The sequence below is a fragment of the Dactylosporangium salmoneum genome, from assembly GCF_039532525.1.
GTDB lineage: Bacteria > Actinomycetota > Actinomycetes > Mycobacteriales > Micromonosporaceae > Dactylosporangium > Dactylosporangium salmoneum.
This window is the reverse complement of the sequence record NZ_BAAARV010000033.1, coordinates 216,620-234,651: the sequence shown is the minus strand read 5'-3', so window position 1 is coordinate 234,651 and position 18,032 is coordinate 216,620. Positions and strand designations below refer to the sequence as shown.

General features: G+C 71.6%; 16 protein-coding genes. 5 read left to right on the top strand and 11 right to left on the bottom strand.

What is annotated here, in order from left to right; translation table 11 throughout:
- Window positions 1-1,281, top strand: a complete 1,281-nt coding sequence (locus ABD352_RS22965) for an alpha/beta fold hydrolase (protein WP_344614501.1) — start codon at window positions 1-3, stop codon at window positions 1,279-1,281.
- 59 nt (window positions 1,282-1,340) lie between these two features.
- Entirely contained in the window at window positions 1,341-3,251 is a 1,911-nt protein-coding gene (locus ABD352_RS22960) for a substrate-binding domain-containing protein (protein WP_344614613.1), read from the top strand.
- Window positions 3,252-3,276: 25 nt separating this feature from the next.
- Here the strand turns inward: ABD352_RS22960 and ABD352_RS22955 are convergent, their stop codons facing one another.
- A complete protein-coding gene (locus ABD352_RS22955; RefSeq protein WP_344614500.1) occupies window positions 3,277-4,731 on the bottom strand; it encodes an Hsp70 family protein in 1,455 nt (484 codons plus the stop codon).
- A gap of 662 nt (window positions 4,732-5,393) precedes the next feature.
- On the opposite strand from ABD352_RS22955, the gene ABD352_RS22950 reads away from it, so the two are divergent.
- Entirely contained in the window at window positions 5,394-6,200 is an 807-nt protein-coding gene (locus ABD352_RS22950) for a TrmH family RNA methyltransferase (RefSeq protein WP_344614499.1), read from the top strand.
- Window positions 6,201-6,247: 47 nt separating this feature from the next.
- On the opposite strand, the gene ABD352_RS22945 is transcribed toward ABD352_RS22950, so the two are convergent.
- Entirely contained in the window at window positions 6,248-7,369 is a 1,122-nt protein-coding gene (locus tag ABD352_RS22945) for an SPFH domain-containing protein (protein ID WP_344614498.1), read from the bottom strand.
- Window positions 7,370-7,375: 6 nt separating this feature from the next.
- Window positions 7,376-7,810, bottom strand: coding sequence for an NfeD family protein (locus ABD352_RS22940; protein ID WP_344614497.1), 435 nt, complete (start codon window positions 7,808-7,810; stop codon window positions 7,376-7,378).
- A gap of 142 nt (window positions 7,811-7,952) precedes the next feature.
- Between ABD352_RS22940 and ABD352_RS22935 the strand changes: the two genes are divergently transcribed.
- Window positions 7,953-9,263 carry a serine hydrolase domain-containing protein gene (locus tag ABD352_RS22935; protein ID WP_344614496.1) on the top strand — a complete coding sequence of 437 codons (1,311 nt, stop codon included), beginning with the start codon at window positions 7,953-7,955 and terminating at the stop codon, window positions 9,261-9,263.
- A 166-nt stretch (window positions 9,264-9,429) separates the two neighbouring features.
- Here ABD352_RS22935 and ABD352_RS22930 read toward each other — a convergent pair whose 3' ends face one another.
- Window positions 9,430-10,233 carry a DUF3097 domain-containing protein gene (locus ABD352_RS22930; protein ID WP_344614495.1) on the bottom strand — a complete coding sequence of 268 codons (804 nt, stop codon included), beginning with the start codon at window positions 10,231-10,233 and terminating at the stop codon, window positions 9,430-9,432.
- Window positions 10,234-10,308: 75 nt separating this feature from the next.
- Between ABD352_RS22930 and ABD352_RS22925 the strand changes: the two genes are divergently transcribed.
- Entirely contained in the window at window positions 10,309-11,091 is a 783-nt protein-coding gene (locus ABD352_RS22925) for a hypothetical protein (RefSeq protein WP_344614494.1), read from the top strand.
- A gap of 88 nt (window positions 11,092-11,179) precedes the next feature.
- Here ABD352_RS22925 and ABD352_RS22920 read toward each other — a convergent pair whose 3' ends face one another.
- The 7 genes from ABD352_RS22920 to ABD352_RS22890 all read right to left on the bottom strand — a co-directional run bounded on the left by ABD352_RS22920 (window position 11,180) and on the right by ABD352_RS22890 (window position 18,030).
- Window positions 11,180-11,968, bottom strand: coding sequence for an HAD-IIA family hydrolase (locus tag ABD352_RS22920; RefSeq protein WP_344614493.1), 789 nt, complete (start codon window positions 11,966-11,968; stop codon window positions 11,180-11,182).
- Between the two features lie 23 nt (window positions 11,969-11,991).
- The gene (locus tag ABD352_RS22915) at window positions 11,992-12,996 is read right to left on the bottom strand and encodes a ferrochelatase (RefSeq protein ID WP_344614492.1); all 1,005 of its coding nucleotides are present in this window, start codon (window positions 12,994-12,996) and stop codon (window positions 11,992-11,994) included.
- Window positions 12,997-13,030: 34 nt separating this feature from the next.
- A complete protein-coding gene (gene fabI / locus ABD352_RS22910; protein ID WP_344614491.1) occupies window positions 13,031-13,804 on the bottom strand; it encodes an enoyl-ACP reductase FabI in 774 nt (257 codons plus the stop codon).
- Between the two features lie 84 nt (window positions 13,805-13,888).
- Window positions 13,889-14,593, bottom strand: a complete 705-nt coding sequence (gene fabG, locus ABD352_RS22905) for a 3-oxoacyl-[acyl-carrier-protein] reductase (protein ID WP_344614490.1) — start codon at window positions 14,591-14,593, stop codon at window positions 13,889-13,891.
- A gap of 478 nt (window positions 14,594-15,071) precedes the next feature.
- The gene (locus ABD352_RS22900; protein WP_344614489.1) at window positions 15,072-16,022 is read right to left on the bottom strand and encodes a VWA domain-containing protein; all 951 of its coding nucleotides are present in this window, start codon (window positions 16,020-16,022) and stop codon (window positions 15,072-15,074) included.
- Window positions 16,019-16,882 (bottom strand): DUF58 domain-containing protein, encoded by an 864-nt coding sequence (locus tag ABD352_RS22895; RefSeq protein ID WP_344614612.1) that lies wholly within the window; start codon window positions 16,880-16,882, stop codon window positions 16,019-16,021. Before ABD352_RS22895 ends, ABD352_RS22900 begins: the two co-directional genes overlap by 4 nt.
- A 56-nt stretch (window positions 16,883-16,938) precedes the next feature.
- The gene (locus ABD352_RS22890; RefSeq protein ID WP_344614488.1) at window positions 16,939-18,030 is read right to left on the bottom strand and encodes an AAA family ATPase; all 1,092 of its coding nucleotides are present in this window, start codon (window positions 18,028-18,030) and stop codon (window positions 16,939-16,941) included.
- Window positions 18,031-18,032: the final 2 nt, after the last annotated feature.

Below are 18,032 nucleotides of genomic sequence, written 5' to 3'. Positions count from 1 at the left end.
ATGGTCCGTACCTTGCTTCGCCGTTGCGCCGGCGGCGTGCTGCTGTCCGTGGCCGTCGTCGCCGCCGTGACCGCGGGCGCCGCCGGCTTCTTCGCCACCGCCGCCGCTACCGCCTGGATCCCGCTGCTGTGCGCGGCCGGGCTTGTCGCGCTGGCCGCCGTCGCCTACCCGCTGGCCTGGCCGGCGTTCGCGCTCCTCGGACTCCGGCGACGGCGGCGTGCGGCGACCACGTTCGCGGCCGGCGTGGCCGTCGCCGTCGGCGGGCTCGCCACGGTGACCGTGTTCCGGCCCGGCCCGCACCCCGCTGCCCCGGCGCCGCCTGCCGGCGTGCGGTTCTGGAACCTGCCGACCGGGTCTCGCATCGCCTACGTCCACGCCACCGCCACGGGTGCGCCCCGGCCCGCGCCGGTGATCTTCCTGCACGGCGGCCCCGGCACCCCCGGCGAAGGCATGCCCGCGGCCGGCACAACGCTCGCGGCCGACGGCTTCGAGGTATACGCCTACGACCAACTCGGCGCCGGCCGCTCCACCCGGCTCGACGACGTGACCGGATACACCGTTGCCCGGCAGGTCGCCGACCTCGACGCGATCCGCGTGACGCTCGGCGCCGACAAGCTCATACTCATCGGACAGTCGTGGGGCGGCTCCCTCGCCGCGCAATACCTCGCGGCGCACCCTCAGCACGTTGCGCGAGCCGTCTTCACCTCCCCCGGGCCCATCTGGCCGGGCGCCTACACGGACGGCGGGGGCGGCGACCCGTGGGCCCGGCTCACCGCGGAACAGCGCGAGCGCCGCGATGATCTGTTCAGCTCGCCGCGCGTCATCGTCGCGTCGATCCTGCAGGCCATCAACCCGAACGCGGCGCACGCCCTCGTCGGCGACGACGAGGCCGACGCGCTGCTGCACGCCGCCGCGCTGCTCGGCAAGGACACCGCCAACTGCCCCGGGGCGCCGCCGGCGAAGGTCCACGACAACCACCAGGGGTACTACGGCAACCAGCTGACGGTCGAGGACTTCGCGCACGTGCCGGACCCCCGGCCGGCGTTGCGGCAGCTGCAGGTGCCGGCCCTCGTCATGCGCGGCGAATGCGACTTCGTGCCGTGGGCGCAGACGTACGAGTACCGGCGCACGTTCCAGCAGGCGACGCTGGTGTACCTGCCACACACCGGACACAATCTCGAAGGCGGTCAGCCGGACGCGTACGTCGCGCTGTTGCGCGCATTCCTGCGCGACGAGCCGCTCCCGCTGCCCGCATACACCTCCGCCGACCCACCCTCGTGAACCATACCGGGGCGAGGGCCTCGCGTTCGGGCTGCGCGGCCGGCAGCCGCTACGAGTCGATGCGTACCCGTGGTGGGCGGTCCAGTCGGCCACGTCCGGCGGACAGCGGCGGTGTGGCGGCCGTCGGTTACGATGCGGGGCTCTGCCTGGCGAACAGGAGATCGTCGATGGGTGCTGTTGCGGGGCTGCGTACGCGAATGCCGCTGGTGATTGCGGTGATCGTCGGTCTGATAGCCGTCGTGGTGACGTACGTGGTGCTCCGTCGCGACCCCGGGGAGGCGGGCGCCGACAAGCGAGCCGGCTGTGAACCCATCGAGGTCAGTTCGTCGACCGAGAAGGCCGACCTGATGATCGAGTTGGCCCGCCGGTACAACGCCTCCGACACGCTGTACGGCGGCAAGCGGTGCGCGTCGGTGACCGTGCACCGGCTCACGTCCGGCGCGGCGGCGGAGGCGCTTGGCTCCGGCTGGGATGAACAGCGCGACGGTGGGCCGGCACCGCAGGTGTGGACGCCCACCGCATCGTTGTGGCTCCAGTTGGCCCGCCACCGGGAGACCACCGGCGGCAAGCAGGTGATGCCAGCGGCCGGCACGCAGATGCCGTCGATCGCGCAGAGCCCGTTGGTCATCTCGATGCCGAAGCCGATGGCCGAGGCGTTCGGCTGGCCGAACCGCGAGTTCGGGTGGAGCGACGTGCTGGCGCTGGCGTCCGACCCGCAGGGGTGGGGCCGGTACGGCCATCCCGAGTGGGGGCGCTTCTCCTTCGGCAAGGACAACCCGCACCGGTCCACGTCCGGCCTGGCCGCGACGGTGGCCACGTACTACGCGGCGACCGGCCTGTCCCGCGAACTGACGGCGGCCGATCTCACCCAGCCCAATGTGATCAACTTCGTTCGCGGGGTCGAAGCCGGCGTCCTGCACTACACCGACGATGCGGTGAAGTTCCTCGGCAACTTGGCCGAGGCCGACGCCAAGGGCGCCGCGATGTCGTACGTGAGCGCCGTCGTGCATCAGGAGCAGCTCACCTTCCTCTACAACAAGGGCAACACCACCGGCGACCCGAAGGTGAAAGGCAAGGCGCCCACGGTGCCGCTCGTGCCGATGGTGCCGCGGGACGGCACGCTGATGCTCGACCACCCGTACGTGGTGCTGCCTTCGGCCAGTGCCGCACAACGGGAAGCAGCCGGGGACTTCCTCGCGTTCCTGCAGCAACCGGCCCAGCAGGCCGTGTTCGCGGCGATGGGCTTCCGCGACCACCAGGGCAACGCCGGCCCCGAATTGACGCAGACCCTGCAGATCCCGGCCGGGCAGAAGCTCAACCTGATCCAGCCGCCCGTCGGGGAGGTCCTGGACAAGATCCTCGCCGGCTGGGACGACCTGCGGAAGAAGGCGAGGGTGCTGCTCGTTCTCGACGTCTCGGGCTCGATGAAGGAGAAGGCGGCCGGTGACATCAGCAAGCTGGAAGCCGCGAAGAACGCGGCAATCGCGAGCCTCGACCTGCTGCATCCCGACGACGAGGTGGCACTGTGGACGTTCTCGGGGCAGCGACCAAACGGTGCGCAGCCCTACACCGAGCGGCTGCCGACGTCGCGCATCCGCGACGCGAAGCAGCAACTCACCGACATCATCCGGGCGCTGAGCGCCGATGGCGGCACGGCCTTGTACCACACGACCCGGGCCGCCGACGCGTACATGCGGGAACGGCTGGACGCCGACCGCATCAACGCGGTCGTGCTGCTCACCGATGGGCGCAACGAGTATCCGGCCGACAACGACCGGGCGAAGCTGCTCCGCGACCTGGACGGGTCACGCCTGGAGAACTCGGTTCGCATCTTCGGTATCGCCTTCGGCGAGGAGGCCGACCTGGACACGCTCGAACAGATCGCGAAAGTGTCGCGGGCAGCCGCCTACGACGCGCGCGACCCGGCCAGCGTCGACAAGATATTCAGCTCGGTGCTGAGTAATTTCTAGCGGGCAACGTCCGACAACCGCGTCTTCAGCGGTCGAACGCGATACCGAGGGCCACCCGCACCGTATGCACGATCACGGCGACCACGGCTCCCGCAGTCAGCACGGCCGCCGCGCTCGCACCGGCGAGGCCGCCGATCGTGCTGCTCAGGGCACCGAGCAGCACGGCCGCTGCCACACTCCACGGATCGGTGAGGTGGCGGCGGATCGATCGCCCCTGCCCCGGTTCGACGGCCTCGTCGATGCGCGACGCTTGGCCTGCCGTCGTCGAGGCCGGCGATAGCTGCATGACTCGCTGCGGCGAGCCCTGCGGCACGGGTGACGGGCCGGCGGCCGTTCCACGCGCCTGCGCAACGGTCTCCTCCGACCCGGCACCGACGGGCAGCCTCATCGTGACACCGGTGGGCGTGCGTTCCTCGCACGCGTCGAGCAGGATCAGTGAACCCTCAGCCACCACGAGCTCGGGCTGCTCCAGAACCGCCGGCGGCATCCCGAACGCGCGGTGCAGCAGCGTCGCAACGAGTGGGACGCGGCTCGACCCGCCGACGAGGAAGATGCCGCCGACGTCTGACAGCTCGATGCCGGCGCTGCGCACCGCGGCGCGGGTGACCGCAACCGTCCGCGCGATGACCGGTTCGGCGAGCTGCTCGAACTCGTCCCGGCTCACCGGAACGGTGTCGTCCAGGACCGGCAGGTGCACCAGCGTCTGCGAACGCCGGCTCAACGACTCCTTGGCCAGCCGAACGTCCTCCCACAGCTGCCACCGGGCACGACGGTCGGCGGCGGTGGCCGGTCGCCGCAACCGGTCCCCAGCGTCCGGGGCCCGCTGCGCGATCAGCCGGCCCAGGTGCTCCACCAACGCGGCGTCCAGGTCCAGGCCGCCCACCTCGGGCAGCCCTTCACTGGCCAGTACCGTCAGCGCTCCTGAGGGGCCGCGCCGAACCACACCGGCGTCGAACGTGCCAGCTCCGAAGTCGTACACAACCGCGCACTGACCCGCGCCGACCCGGCCGAGGAAGTAGGCGGCGGCAGCGATCGGCTCCGACACGAGTATCGGGCTCGGCAGGCCGGCACGGACGGCCGCAGCGGTCAACCGGCTCAACCGCGACGTGCCCCAGGTCTCCGGATGCGTGACCACGACACGATCCGGGAGCTGGCCGACGACCTGCCGCGCCTCCGACGCGACACGTCCCAGCACGGCGGCGACCAGGTCGACCACGTCGGTCTCGTAGCCGCCGAGCAGGACGATCCCGTCTGCCATCCTTCGCTTCGGGTTGGGCTCGTACCGATCCGGATGCACCCGCGCCGACCGCACGGCTTCGGCACCAGACAACACGTCGCCGGGGCCTCCCAGGAGTACCGCCGACGGCAGCAACGGTGACCCATCGAAGAGCAGGGCACGGGCCTCACCGCCGCCGCGACGCACCATGGCCACGGTGTTGAAGGTGCCGAAGTCAATCCCGAGCAGCACGCCGTGAGCCATCGTTGCAGCGTACGCGGCCCCGCATTTTCCGTCCCGCCTTGATCGGTGCGTCCTGGCGATGCCGATAACGGACCTTCCGATGCCCATTCGGATGCCGCCGCAGCTGCTCGCCGAAGCCCGGCAACTCCAAGCGGCCTACCCACAACAGGTCCATTTCCTACTGGGTAACCATGAGCACGCCCACCTTGGCGGCCCACGACTGGCCAAGTTCCATGCCGACGAGGCGGCCCACTTGGAGCGGCAGTACGCCTCGGGTGGTTTCGCCCCGATCCGGCGGTGGCTGGCGGGTTGGCCGCTCGCGGCCGTTGCGCCAGCGCGGGCATCGCCTTCACCCACGCCGCGCCGCACGCGCAGATCTCCGGCCCTCGTGACCTCGATGACCTGGCGCTGACCGGGTACGAGTCGACGCCCCTGGCCGACATGGCATCGACCGGGCCGCTCGGGGCGCTCCTGTGGGCGCGTACCACCCCCGCGGAGCGGGGTTTCGCGTTTCTCCACGCTCTGCACCATGGGTGCAAGGTGGCTGTCTTCGGCCATGACACCGTGCAGGAGGGGCGGGATCGGGTCAGTAGCCCCCTGCATGCAGGACCAACTACACCTGCTGACAAGTCTCCGAGATCCCTGACTCGGTTCGCCCCACCACACCAGGCAGAATCCGGTGCGTGCAGGCAGCAGAGACGATCACCGACCACCACGATGAACGAATCGCCGACTACCGGGCGCTCACCGACGTGGAACTGCGCACCCGGTGGGAACCCCCGAACGGCCTGTTCATCGCCGAGGGCGAGCTCGTCCTACGCCGCGCACTGCGGGCCGGCTACCGGATCCGCTCCGTCCTGATCGACGCCAAACGCGTCGCGCAGCTCGACGACCTGCCGATCGGCGACGCGCCCGTGTACGCGGGCGACCAGGCGACGCTCGAGGCCATCACCGGCTTCCACGTCCACCGCGGCGTGCTGGCCTCGTTCCACCGCAAGCCCGGGCTGGACGCGGCGCAGGTACTTCGGGCCGCCCAGCGGATCGCCATCCTGGAGGACATCAACAACCACACGAACGTCGGCGCGCTGTTCCGCAGCGCGGCGGCGCTCGGCATGGACGCGGTGCTGCTGTCGCCGACGTGCGCGGATCCGCTGTACCGCCGCAGCGTCCGGGTCAGCATGGGCGAGGTCTTCGCCGTGCCGTACGCGCGGCTGGAGCCGTGGCCGGACGCCCTCGATCGGGTGAAGGAGGCGGGGTTCACGGTGCTCGCGCTGACCCCGGCCGCCGACGCGGTGCCGATCCAGACGCTGAGCGCGGCGCAGCGCGCCCGGCCGGCGCTCCTGCTCGGGGCGGAGGGGCCGGGGCTGACCGAGCGGGCGCAGCGGGCCGCCGACGCCCGGGTGGTCATCCCGATGCGCCGGGGCGTCGACTCGCTGAACGTCGCGAACGCCGCCGCGGTGGCCTTCTGGGAGCTCAACCGCGACTTGTGAGCGCGCCGGGCCACCGGGCGCGATGCCCGGTGGCCCGGCGGTGTCGCTCAGGCCTCGTCGCGGTCGTGCTCCGGCTGCGGGTCGAAGACCGACGCCGGCACGCCGGGCGAGCCCGTCAGCTCGCGGCCGGCCTGGTCGCCGGAGACCTGGGCGGCGGCCGCGGCGGCCTCGGCGTTGGCGGCGGCGCCCGCCTCCTCGGCGGACCGCCGGGCCTCGAGGACCTCCGCGGACTCGGCCTCCTCCACGGCGCTCTGGTCGATGTGCCGGCTGCGCTGCTCGTTGGTCATCTGCGCCACGCCGCCGAGCGCGCCGCCGATGCCCTCGAGGGCCTTGGTCAGCTCCACCGGCAGGATCCACAGCTTGTTCGACTGGCCGGCGGCGATCTGCGGCAGCGACTGCAGGTACTGGTACGCCATCACCTTGGAGTCGGGGTTGGCCAGGTGGATGGAGTCCACGACGGTCCGGATGGCCTTCGCCTGGCCCTCCGCCGTCAGGATGCGGGACTGGCGCTCGCCTTCTGCCCGCAGTACCGCGGCCTGCTTCTCACCCTCGGCGGTCAGGATCTGCGACTGCTTGAGGCCCTCCGCGTGCAGGATGGCCGCGCGCCGGTCCCGCTCCGCCCGCATCTGCTTCTCCATGGAGTCGCGGATGCTCGGCGGCGGCTCGATCGCCTTGATCTCGACCCGGGTGACCTTGATGCCCCAGCGCCCGGTGGTCTCGTCGAGCACGCCGGACAGGTGCCGGTTGATCTCGTCGCGGCTGGTGAGCGCCTTCTCCAGGTCGAGCGAACCGATCACGTTACGCAGCGTGGTGACGGTCAGCTGCTCGATCGCCTGCAGGTAGGAGTAGATCTCGTACGTCGCCCGGACCGAGTCGACGACCTTGAAGTACAGCACCGTGTCGATCGACACGACGAGGTTGTCCGAGGTGATCACCGGCTGGGGCGGGAAGTTGACCACCGCCTCGCGCTTGTCCACCTTGTTGCGGACGGAGTCGATGAACGGCACCAGGATGTTGAGGCCCGGGGTCAGGGTCCGGCTGTACTTGCCGAGCCGCTCCACCACGTATTCGACCTGCTGCGGCACGACCTTCACCGACTTGACGACCGTGATGATGCCGATCAGGGCGACGGCAATCACCAGCACAGCCAGGAGCACAGTTGGATCCACGGGGCCTCAGTCCTTCCACACCATTGCGGTAGCGCCCTTGATCTCGATCACCCGCACCCGCTCGCCCTTTTCGAAGCGCTGGGTCGCGTCGTACGGCCGGGCCCGCCAGAGCTCGCCGTCAATCTTGATCATCCCATTGTCGTTGTCGACGTTCTCCAGCACGAGCGCCATCGAGCCCTCGATGGCCTCGACACCCATCTGGGTATCGCGTTCGTCGCGTTGCATGTAGCGGCGCAGCGTGGGCCGCACCGCCACGAACGACAGCGCACTCACCCCGGCGAAGACGGCCGCCTGCACCGGCCCGTTGGCGCCGAGGGCGGCAGCCCCGGCGGCGGCGAACGCGCCGATCGCGAACATCAGCAGCACGAAGGTGGTCGTGAAGACCTCCGCCGCGACGAGTGCGGCGCCGACGATCAACCAGACGATCAGCCAGACATCCACACTTCGATCGTGTCACGCCGATGCACGCGATGCTGTACCCGGGGCGTGGCACTTGCCCCAACCTTGCCGCTTCCCGCCACCCCCGCGGGGGGTGCACAGTTGGGCCGTTCGGACAGCCCGTTCTCCCGGAAGGCTCACCCCCGTGCCCCTCCTGCCCGAAACCGTGTCCCGCATCGACGAGCTGGTGGCCCACGCCCACGCCGGCGCGCGGGTGCCGACCCTGGTGGCCGGGGTCGTCCGCGACGGCGCGCCGGCCCACGTGGCCTCGGCCGGCCCCTACCTGCCCGGCCAGCAGTTCCGGATCGGTTCGATCACCAAAACCATGACCGCCGCACTGGTACTCGCACTGCGCGACGAGGGCCGCCTGGCCCTCGACGACCTGCTGTACCGCCACCTCCCCGGCACCCCGGTCGGCGCGGTGACCCTGCGCCAGCTGCTCGGCCACGCCGGCGGCGTGCAGCGCGAGCCCGACGGCGACTGGTGGGAGCGCAACGCCGGCACGGACGTCGACACGTTCCTGTCCACCCTGACCGCCGACAAGGTCGCCTACCCGCCCCTGCACGGCTTCCACTACTCGAACCTCGCCTACGGCCTGCTGGGCGCCGTGGTCTCCCGGCTGGGCGGCGAGGACTGGCGGGAGATGACCGCCAAGCGCCTCCTGCGCCCGCTCGGCCTGGACCGCACCACCCACGACCCGGCGGAGCCCTTCGCCCGCGGCTACGTCATGCACCCGTGGCTCGACGAGATGCGCGAGGAGCCGCGCCTGGACGCCGGCGCGATGGCCCCGGCCGGCCAGCTGTGGTCGACCGTCGAGGACCTCTCCCGCTGGGCCGCCTTCCTGGCCGACCCCGACCCGGCCGTGCTCGCCCCGGCCACCGTCGAGCAGATGTGCGCCCCGGTGGTGCTCAGCGACCTGGAGGGCTGGACCGCGGGCCACGGCCTGGGCCTGCAGCTGTGGCGGCGCGGGGAGCGGGTGTTCGTGGGCCACAGCGGCTCGATGCCCGGGTACGTCGCCGTCCTCGCCGTCCACCGGCCCTCGCGCACGGCGGTGGTGGCCTTCGCCAACGCGTACACGATGCGGTACCCGGGCGGGATCCCCGGCTTCGGGCTCGACCTGCTGGAGACGGTCCTCGAGCGGGAGCCGGCGCCGGTGGCCCCCTGGCGGCCGGGCACCCCGCCGCCGGCCGAGGTGGCGCCGCTGACCGGCCGCTGGTGGTGGATGGGCCGGGAGTTCGAGGCCGGCTGGGACGGTGGCTGGCTGGTGATCACCCCGCTGACCACGGGCGACGCGCCCTGGCGGTTCGAGCCGGACGGCCTGGCGGCGAACCGGTGGCGGGGCCGGTCGGGCGAGAACGACGGCGAGATCCTGCAGGTGCGCCGCTCGGCGACGGGCGAGGTGACGGCGCTGGACATCGCGACGTTCGTCTTCACCCGCTCGCCGTGGCCGGCATAGCTCCCCCATTTCGGACATTTCACGATTTAACGGCGCCTGACGGTTGACGCGGGTGCCGATAAGTCGGGCGCTGGCGCGCCACGACTTATCGGATTTATACCCTGGCCGGGTAAATGTCCGACATGTCGTGGCGCGCCAGCGCCCGACATGTCGCTTTCGGGGCGATTCAGTCGTCCTCGTCCGGCTCCGTGACGAAGTCGATCAAGCGCTCCATGGAGTTGATCAGCGGGGTCTCGACGTCGCGGAAGCTCGAGACCGAGGCCAGGATGCGCCGCCACATGTCGGCCGGCTCGGCCACGCCCAGCGCCGCGCAGACGCCCTCCTTCCACGGCCGGCCCGGCGGGACCACGGGCCACGCGCGGATGCCGATCGCCGAGGGCTTCACGGCCTGCCAGACGTCGACGTACGGGTGGCCGGTCACCAGCACGTACGGCGACTGCACCGACGCCACGATCCGGCTCTCCTTCGAGCCCGGCACGAGGTGGTCGACGAGCACGCCGAGGCGCGCCACCGGGCCCGGCCCGAACTCGCGGACCGCCGCCGACAGCTCGTCGATGCCGTCCAGCGGCTCCACCACCACGCCCTCGATGCGCAGGTCGTCGCCCCAGATCCGCTCGACCAGGGCGGCGTCGTGCACGCCCTCGACCCAGATCCGGCTGCGGCGGGCCACCCGGGCGGTCACCCCGGCCACGGCGATCGAGCCCGACGCCGTCATCTGCCGCTGCTGTACCCGCACGGGCGCCGGCCGCACAAGGGTCACCGGCTCCCCGTCGAGCAGGAAGGCGGCCGGGTCGAGGGGGAAGTTGCGCCGCTTGCCGTGCCGATCCTCGAGCACCACGGCCCCGAACTCGAACCCGACCACGGCCCCGCAGAAGCCCGAGTCCGCGTCCTCCACGACCAGGTCCAGCTCGGCGTCGACCACGGGCACCGCGCGCCGGCGCCGCCAGTCATTGTTCGCCAGGACGTCCATGCCCGGGAAGCGTATCGGCTGACGGCCTCATCGCCTGCGAGACATACCGGCACGTCAGCACGTACCCTTGCTCCCATGTCCCCCGCAGCACGCGCGGCGACCCTCCAGGCGCGCCGCTCGGCGCGTTTCGTGGCATGGGTCCGGGCGTGGCGCGCCGGCCTGGTGCCGTGCGACGACGCCGCCGCCGAGATCTCCGGCGACGAGGAGCACATGGTCTCCGACGTCCCCGGCACGTGGACCGACGTGTCGCTCGCCGACGCCCTGCCGTCGCTGTCGAAGCTGCACCCCGACGAGGTACGCCTGGTGCTCCCCGCCCCGGGTGACCCCCGCGGCCTGCCGGGCCCCGGTCCCTTCACCGGCGCCGCCCTGGTCGCCGGCGAGGGCGTGATCGCGGGTGGCCTGGGCTTCGTGCCGGAGGTCCGGCTGCACACCTCCGGCTCGGGCGACGAGTTCGAGACCGTGCGCTGGCAGGTGTTCGCGCTCCCGGTCGAGCGCCCGGCCGCGCACGAGCCGACCACCGCCGAGGCCGAGGCCGAGCTCTCCGCCGAGCTGGTGACCGCCACCCGCACGCTGGCCAAGCTCGACATCGCCCAGTGGCGCCCGGAGCTGGCCGGCGCGATCGAGGCCATCCGCAAGCCCGACGGCGCCACCGACCTGCCGCCGGGGTACGACCCGCGGGCCCGGCGCCTCTACGCCCGCGCCAGCATCCTCGACCGCGTCCTCGCCCTGGCCGAGCACGCCGCACCGGGCGGGGCCGTCAACGGCTACGAGGTCCAGCAGCGCGACGCGGCCCTGCGCCCGCTCACCACCGCCTGCCGGCGCGCCCTGGTCGCCGCCTGCAACGCGCCCCTGCTCTGACCGCTCGTCCGGCCGGACCCGTCGCCGGCGAGCGCCCGACATGTCGCCCTGGGCGGGCGATCAGGCCGGGCGCCGGCGGGTTGGGGGGTCAGACCTCGTCGATCAGGTGGGCGACGGAAGGGATGATGCGCGAGGGCCGGTAGGGGTACCGCTCCACGTCCGACGCCGAGCTGATCCCGCTGAGCACCAGGATCGTCTCCAGCCCTGCCTCCAGCCCGCACAGGACGTCGGTGTCCATGCGGTCGCCGATCATGGCGGTGGTCTCGGAGTGGGCGTCGATGCTGTTCAGGGCCGAGCGCATCATCATCGGGTTGGGCTTGCCGATGAAGTACGGCTCGATGCCCGTCGCCTTCGAGATGAGCGCGGCCACGGCGCCGCAGGCCGGCAGGGCGCCCTCGTTCGACGGGCCGGTCGCGTCCGGGTTGGTGCAGATGAACCGGGCGCCGTCGTTGATGAGCCGGATGGCGGTGGTGATGGCCTCGAAGCTGTACGTCCGGGTCTCCCCCAGCACGACGTAGTCGGGCTCGGTGTCGGTCAGGATGTAGCCGACCTCGTGCATGGCCGTGGTGAGGCCCGCCTCGCCGATGACGTAGGCGGTGCCGCCCGGCCGCTGGGTGTCCAGGAACTGGGCGGTGGCCAGGGCCGAGGTCCAGATGGCCGACTCGGGGACGTCGAAGCCTATACGGCGCAGCCGGGCCTGCAGGTCCCGCGCCGTGTAGATGGAGTTGTTGGTCAGGATCAGGAAGGGCTTGCCGGACGAGCGCAGCCGGTTGACGAACTCCGGTGCGCCGGGCACGGGCTCGCCCTCGTGCACGAGGACCCCGTCCATGTCGGTGAGCCAGGACTCGATGGGCTTGCGTTCTCTCACGCGCAACATACTCCCTCAGAAACGTTTCGAGCCTATGCGCGTTTTGGTGACACGCAGCAGTCGGCGGGGCAGAAGTCCCAGGTCGGGACGGTGCCGAGGGCGTGACGCACATTACTGTGAGCAAGCACGCGCTCGTCGACCAGCTGTCGGATCATGTCCACGAAGCGGGGGTCGACCCCGGGGGTGGCGGCCCGGGCGAAGGCGAGGCCGAGGCGCCCGGCGGTGGCCCGGGCCTCCTCGTCGAGGTCCCAGATGACCTCCAGGTGGTCGGAGATAAAGCCGATCGGGCTCACCACCACCTCGGTGACCCCCTGCTTGGCCAGCGCCTCGAGGTGGTCGTTGACGTCCGGCTCCAGCCACGGCACGTGCGGCGGGCCGGAGCGGCTCTGCCAGACCAGGTCCCACCCGAGCTCCGGGGCGGCCTCGGCGGCCACCAGGGCCGCCGTCTCGCGCAGCTGGGCCAGGTAGCGGCCGGTGCCGCCGGGGCCGCTGGCCGCGTTCATCGACGTGGGGATCGAGTGCGCGGTGAAGACGAGGCGGGCGGCCATCCGCGACGGCAGGGTGTCCAGCGCGGCCCGCACGGCGTCGGCGTGCGGCGCGATGTAGCCGGGGTGGTCGTGGTACTGCCGGATCTTGTCGATAGCGGGGGCGTCGGGCACCTCGGCGCAGGCGATCACGATGTCGTCGAGATACTGCCGGCACGACGAATAGGACCCGAAGGGGCTCGTCACAAAGGCGAGCGCCCGTTGTACGCCGTCATCGCGCATCTGCCGGACGGTGTCGGCGAGCATCGGGTGCCAGTTGCGGTTGCCCCAGTAGATGGGCAGATCCAGGTGGGGGCGCAGCGCCTCGATGAGCGCGCGGCACTGGGCGTTGATGGGTGAGACGCCGCCGAAGTGCCGGTAGTGCTCGGCGACGGTCTCCAGGCGCTCCCGGGGGATACCCCGGCCGCGGGTGACGTTCTCCAGGAAGGGCAGGACATCCTCCTGCCCTTCCGGACCGCCGAACGAAAGCAGGAGGAACGCGTCATATGCCACGCTCCTCATTCTGCTCCTGCTCCCGGGGTGAGACCTACTGGGACGAGCCCACCGCGTGGTAGCCGCCGTCGACGTGCACGATCTCGCCGGTGGTGGCCGGGAACCAGTCCGACATGAGCGCGCAGCAGGCCTTGGCCGCGGCGGCCTGGTCGTGCAGGTCCCAGCCGAGCGGCGCGGTCTTGGCCCACGAGTCCTCGAACACCGCGAAGCCGGGGATCGACTTGGCCGCCATCGTGCGCAGCGGGCCGGCGGCGACGAGGTTCACCCGGATGCCGCGCGGGCCCAGCTCGCGGGCCAGGTAGCGGGACGTGGACTCGAGGCCGGCCTTGGCCACGCCCATCCAGTCGTACACCGGCCAGGCCTTCGTGGCGTCGAAGTCCAGGCCGACGACGGAACCGCCGGGGCCCATCAGCGGCAGGCAGGCCACCGCGAGGGACTTGAACGAGAACGTCGACACGTGCAGCGCGGTGGCCACGTCCTCCCACGGCGCGGCCAGGAAGTCGCCGCCGAGGCAGGAGGCCGGGGCGAAGCCGATCGAGTGCAGCACGCCGTCGAGGCCGTCGGCGTGCTCGCGGACCTTGTCGGCCAGCCCGTCGAGGTGCTCCTGGTTGGTGACGTCGAGCTCGATCACCGGGGCCTCCTGCGGCAGCCGCTTGGCGATGCGCTCGACCAGCGACAGCCGGCCGAAGCCGGTGAGCACGACCTGGGCGCCCTGCTCCTGGGCGAGCTTCGCGACGGAGAAAGCGATCGACTGTTCGGTGATGATGCCCGTGACGAGCAGCCGCTTGCCTTCGAGAAGTCCTGCCATGGTCTCCGAGGTCTCCCTAAATCGTGATGTCCGAGCAAATCCGGCACTCGTGCCGGATTCTTCGTGCCAGGCCCCGTCGAAGCCTCAGTGCCCCATGCCCATGCCGCCGTCGACGGGGATGACGGCGCCGGTGATGTAGGCCGCGGCGTCGCTGGCGAGGAACGTGACCACGTCGGCGACCTCCTCGGGCTTGGCCATGCGACCGAGCGGGATGTTCTTCTTGTACTCCGCCTGCGTCGCCTCCGGAAGCACCGCCGTCATGTCGGTCTCGATGAAGCCGGGCGCCACGACGTTGGCGGTGATGTTGCGGCTGCCCAGCTCGCGCGTGATCGAGCGGGCCATGCCGACCAGGCCGGCCTTGCTGGCGGCGTAGTTGACCTGGCCGGGGCTGCCGTAGAGGCCCACGACCGAGGAGATGAAGATGATCCGGCCCCAGCGGGCCCGCAGCATCTTGCTCGCGGCCCGCTTGGCGCAGCGGAACGAGCCGGTCAGGTTCGTGTCGATGACCCCGGTGAACTGCTCCTCGCTCATGCGCAGCAGCAGCGTGTCCTGGGTGATGCCGGCGTTGGCGATGAGCACCTCGACCGGGCCGAGCGCGTTCTCGACCTCGGTGAAGGCGGCGTCCACGGCGGCGGTGTCGGTGATGTCACACTGCACGCCGAAAAGGCCCTCCGGAGCGCCGGAGCCACGGTGGGTGACCGCGACCCGGTCGCCCTGCTTCGCGAACGCCTGCGCGATCGCCAGTCCGATGCCCCGGTTGCCGCCGGTGACCAGCACGGTCCTCGCCACGGTGCCGCCTCTCGTGAAAGTCGGGAAAACAACAAGCATCGTAGGACCCGGGTGGCCGGGCGGCTGATGCCGGGCGGCGCGGGGCGCAGTACGATATTGAGGTTTGGATGTCCGGCCGCGATGACGGCTGGGCCCGATTCGCTGCCCGTCCGGCACGGCAGCCGCTCCCCCGGAGGTGATCGCTGTGCGAAGTAGCGATCCCTCCAGTCGTGGCCGGTAGTTCCCTAGCAGAGCACCCGCCACGGCTTTCCGCGTGTCTGTTCTCCGTTTTCCTGCGCAGACAACACTCGTTGGGAGCACGTCGTGAGCCGTTACCTCGCGCCCATTGGCTTTGTCCTGGCCGCCGTCTGGGTCGCCACCCTGTTCTTCCTCGTCGGCGCGCACTGAGCCGGCGCCCTGAAGCACCCCTGGCCCAGCCGGGCCGCGGCCGTCGTGCCGCGGCCCCGATGAACGCTGCCGTTACGGGATGACGCTGCCGTTACGGCAGTCGCGAACCCCACAGCAGGCTCAGGGCGCCGGCGCACAGCGCCAGCAGGAAGCCGATCCCGAGGTACCACTGGGTGATCTCCTGCGGCTTGGTGCGGTAGCCGATGGAGCTGCCCATGTCGGAGTAGACCCGCTTGAGCTCTTCCTTGCTGGCGGCCTCGTAGAAGTACCCCTTGGTGACCTCGGCCACCTTCTGCAGCGACGGGCGGTCGACGGGGACCCGCTGCGGCGTGTTGCCGATGCGGACCACGCCGTCGTCGGTGCCGAAGGCGATCGTCGACACCGGCACGTTGGCCGCGGACGCGGCGGCGGAGGCGTCCTCCAGCGAGCGGCCCGCGGTGCGGAAGCCGTCGGAGAGCAGCACGATCCGGGCCGGCGGCGGGCCGGCGGCGCCGTCGGCGGGCACCGTGCGGATGGCGTCGAGGCTGGTGAACACCGCCTCGCCGGTCGCCGTCGACTCCTGCAGGGTCAGGCCGTCGATGGCCTGCATGATCGCGCTGCGCTCCTTCGTCGGCGAGACGAGCACGCTGGCCGTCTTGGCGAAGGAGACCAGGCCCACGTTGAAGCTCGCCGGCAGCTGCCTGACGAAGTCGCTGGCCGCCGACTTGGCCGCGTCGATGCGGGTCGGCGCGACGTCGGTGGCCTGCATCGACAGCGACACGTCGATGGCCAGCATGATCGTGGCCCGCTCCAGCGGCTCCTTGGTGTCCACCGACGGGCGCGTCAGGCCGAAGGCCAGCACGACCAGGGCGAGCAGGAAGGCCGTGGCGCTGACGTGCCGGCGCACCCCGATGCCCTTCGGCACCAGGCTGCTGAGCAGGTCGACGTTGGTGAATCGGACCGCGAAGGCGCGGCGGTGCAGCTGCCGCCACACGTAGATGCCGATCACCGCGGCGACCGGCAGGAGCGCCAGCAGCCACCACGGGTTGAGCAGACGGATCATCGGGTCGTACCTCGAGTTCGGGCGTGTCGCTGAGCAGCGACGAACCGGACGATGTCCAGGAGCCAGTCGGAGTCGGTGCGCAGCCGCAGATGTGCCGCGTTGGCGCCACGCAAGGCCGAGGCTATCTCGGCGCGCTGGGCCGCCGCGGCGTGGGCGTAGCGGTGGCGCAGCTTCGGGTCAGCGGTCTGTACCTCGTGCATCCGGCCCGTCTCCGGGTCGACGAGGGCGATGACGCCGACGTTTGGCAGTTCCAGCTCCCGCGGGTCGACGACCTCGACCGCGAGGAGGTCGTGGCGCACCCCGAGCTTGCGCAGCGGCCGGGCCCACTGGCTCGGCGGCGTCATGAAGTCGGAGATCACCACGGCGAGGCCGCGCCGGCGCGGGGGCCGGTTGAGCATGTCGATGAGCGCGCCGAGGTCGGCCCGCCCGGGCACGCCCCGGGTGAGCGCGATCGCGCGGAGCAGGCCCTGCGCGTCCTTGCGGCCCGGGCGGGCCGGGAGGCGGCTCAGGCTGTCCGCCGTGCCGACGACGGCTCCGATGCGGTTGCCACCGCGGACCGTGAGGTGCGCGACGGCGGCCGCGGCGGCGATCGCGAGATCGCGCTTGAGGTACTTCGCGGTGCCGAAGTCCAGGCTGGCGCTCAGGTCCACGGCCAGCCACGCCTCGAGCTCGCGGTCGGAGACCGTCTGGCGCACGTGCGGCAGCGTGGTGCGCGCGGTGACCGGCCAGTCCATCCGGCGCACGTCGTCACCCGGGCGGTACTCCCGCGACTCCCCCGCCTCCGTGCCGGGCCCGGGCAGCAGGCCGAGATAGTCCCCCTGCAGCAGCCCGTCGAGCTTGCGCGTGACGAGCAGCTGCATGCGGTTGAGGACGATCTCCGCGCGCGCGTCGTCCAGCCCGGTGCCCGCCTGGAGCTTCACCGCCCCGGCCAGGTGGTGATGGTGGTGGTCGGCGGCTGGCCCCCGGGCGGCGGGCCGGCCTGACCCTGCGGCGCGCCGGTGGTGGCCTGCTGGCGCGGGGCGACCGTGGGCGGCGGCACCGCGGCCATCACCCGGCGCACGACGTCGTCGGCCGGGATGTCGTCGGCCAGCGCGTCGTAGGACAGCACCAGGCGGTGGCGCAGGATGTCCGGGGCGATGTCCTGGATGTCCTGCGGCAGCGCGTAGTCCCGGCCGCGCAGCAGCGCCAGGGCGCGCGAGGCCCGCACGATGCCCAGCGAGGCGCGGGGGCTGGCACCGTACTGGATGAGGTGCGCGATGTCGGCCAGGCCGTGCTCGGCCGGCGCGCGGGTGGCGACCACCAGCCGCACCGCGTAGTCGACGAGCGCGTTGTGCACGAACACGTCGTCGGCCCTGTCCTGCAGCGCCATGAGCTCCTGGGTGGTGAGCACCGCGACCGGCTCCGGGGTCTTCACGCTGACCCGGTAGACGATCTCGCGCTCCTCGGCGTCGGTGGGGTAGCCCACCTGGATCTTCATCAGGAACCGGTCGCGCTGGGCCTCGGGCAGCGGGTAGACGCCCTCCTGCTCGATCGGGTTCTGCGTGGCCATGACCAGGAACGGGCGGGGCACGTCGTAGGTCTCGCCGCCGATGGAGACCTGCTGCTCGGCCATGACCTCCAGCAGCGCGGACTGGACCTTGGCGGGTGCCCGGTTGATCTCGTCGGCCAGCAGGAAGTTCACGAACACCGGGCCCAGCTCGACGTCGAACTTCTCGCTGGACTGCCGGTAGATCCGGGTGCCCACGATGTCGGCCGGCACGAGGTCGGGCGTGAACTGGATGCGGGAGAACGTGCCACCGACGACCCGGGCGAGCGTCTCCACGGCGAGCGTCTTGGCCACGCCCGGCACGCCCTCCAGCAGCACATGGCCGCGGCACAGCAGGGAGACGAACATCCGCTCGATCATGCGGTCCTGGCCGACGATCACCCGCTTGACCTCGAAGAGCGCCCGCTCGAGCACGGTAGCGTCCTGGGCGGGGGTCGAGACAGGGTTGTTCGGCTGGGTCACCG

What these genes read in the sequence shown, in the direction of transcription:
- ABD352_RS22925 (WP_344614494.1), top strand. Translation starts at nt 10,309, where the DNA reads ATGTCCCCCGCAGCACGCGCGGCGACCCTCCAGGCGCGCCGCTCGGCG.
- ABD352_RS22920 (WP_344614493.1), bottom strand. Translation starts at nt 11,968, where the DNA reads ATGTTGCGCGTGAGAGAACGCAAGCCCATCGAGTCCTGGCTCACCGAC.
- ABD352_RS22895 (WP_344614612.1), bottom strand. Translation starts at nt 16,882, where the DNA reads ATGCAGCTGCTCGTCACGCGCAAGCTCGACGGGCTGCTGCAGGGGGAC.
- ABD352_RS22965 (WP_344614501.1), top strand. Translation starts at nt 1, where the DNA reads ATGGTCCGTACCTTGCTTCGCCGTTGCGCCGGCGGCGTGCTGCTGTCC.
- fabI (WP_344614491.1), bottom strand. Translation starts at nt 13,804, where the DNA reads ATGGCAGGACTTCTCGAAGGCAAGCGGCTGCTCGTCACGGGCATCATC.
- ABD352_RS22955 (WP_344614500.1), bottom strand. Translation starts at nt 4,731, where the DNA reads ATGGCTCACGGCGTGCTGCTCGGGATTGACTTCGGCACCTTCAACACC.
- ABD352_RS22900 (WP_344614489.1), bottom strand. Translation starts at nt 16,022, where the DNA reads ATGATCCGTCTGCTCAACCCGTGGTGGCTGCTGGCGCTCCTGCCGGTC.
- ABD352_RS22960 (WP_344614613.1), top strand. Translation starts at nt 1,341, where the DNA reads ATGCGTACCCGTGGTGGGCGGTCCAGTCGGCCACGTCCGGCGGACAGC.
- ABD352_RS22930 (WP_344614495.1), bottom strand. Translation starts at nt 10,233, where the DNA reads ATGGACGTCCTGGCGAACAATGACTGGCGGCGCCGGCGCGCGGTGCCC.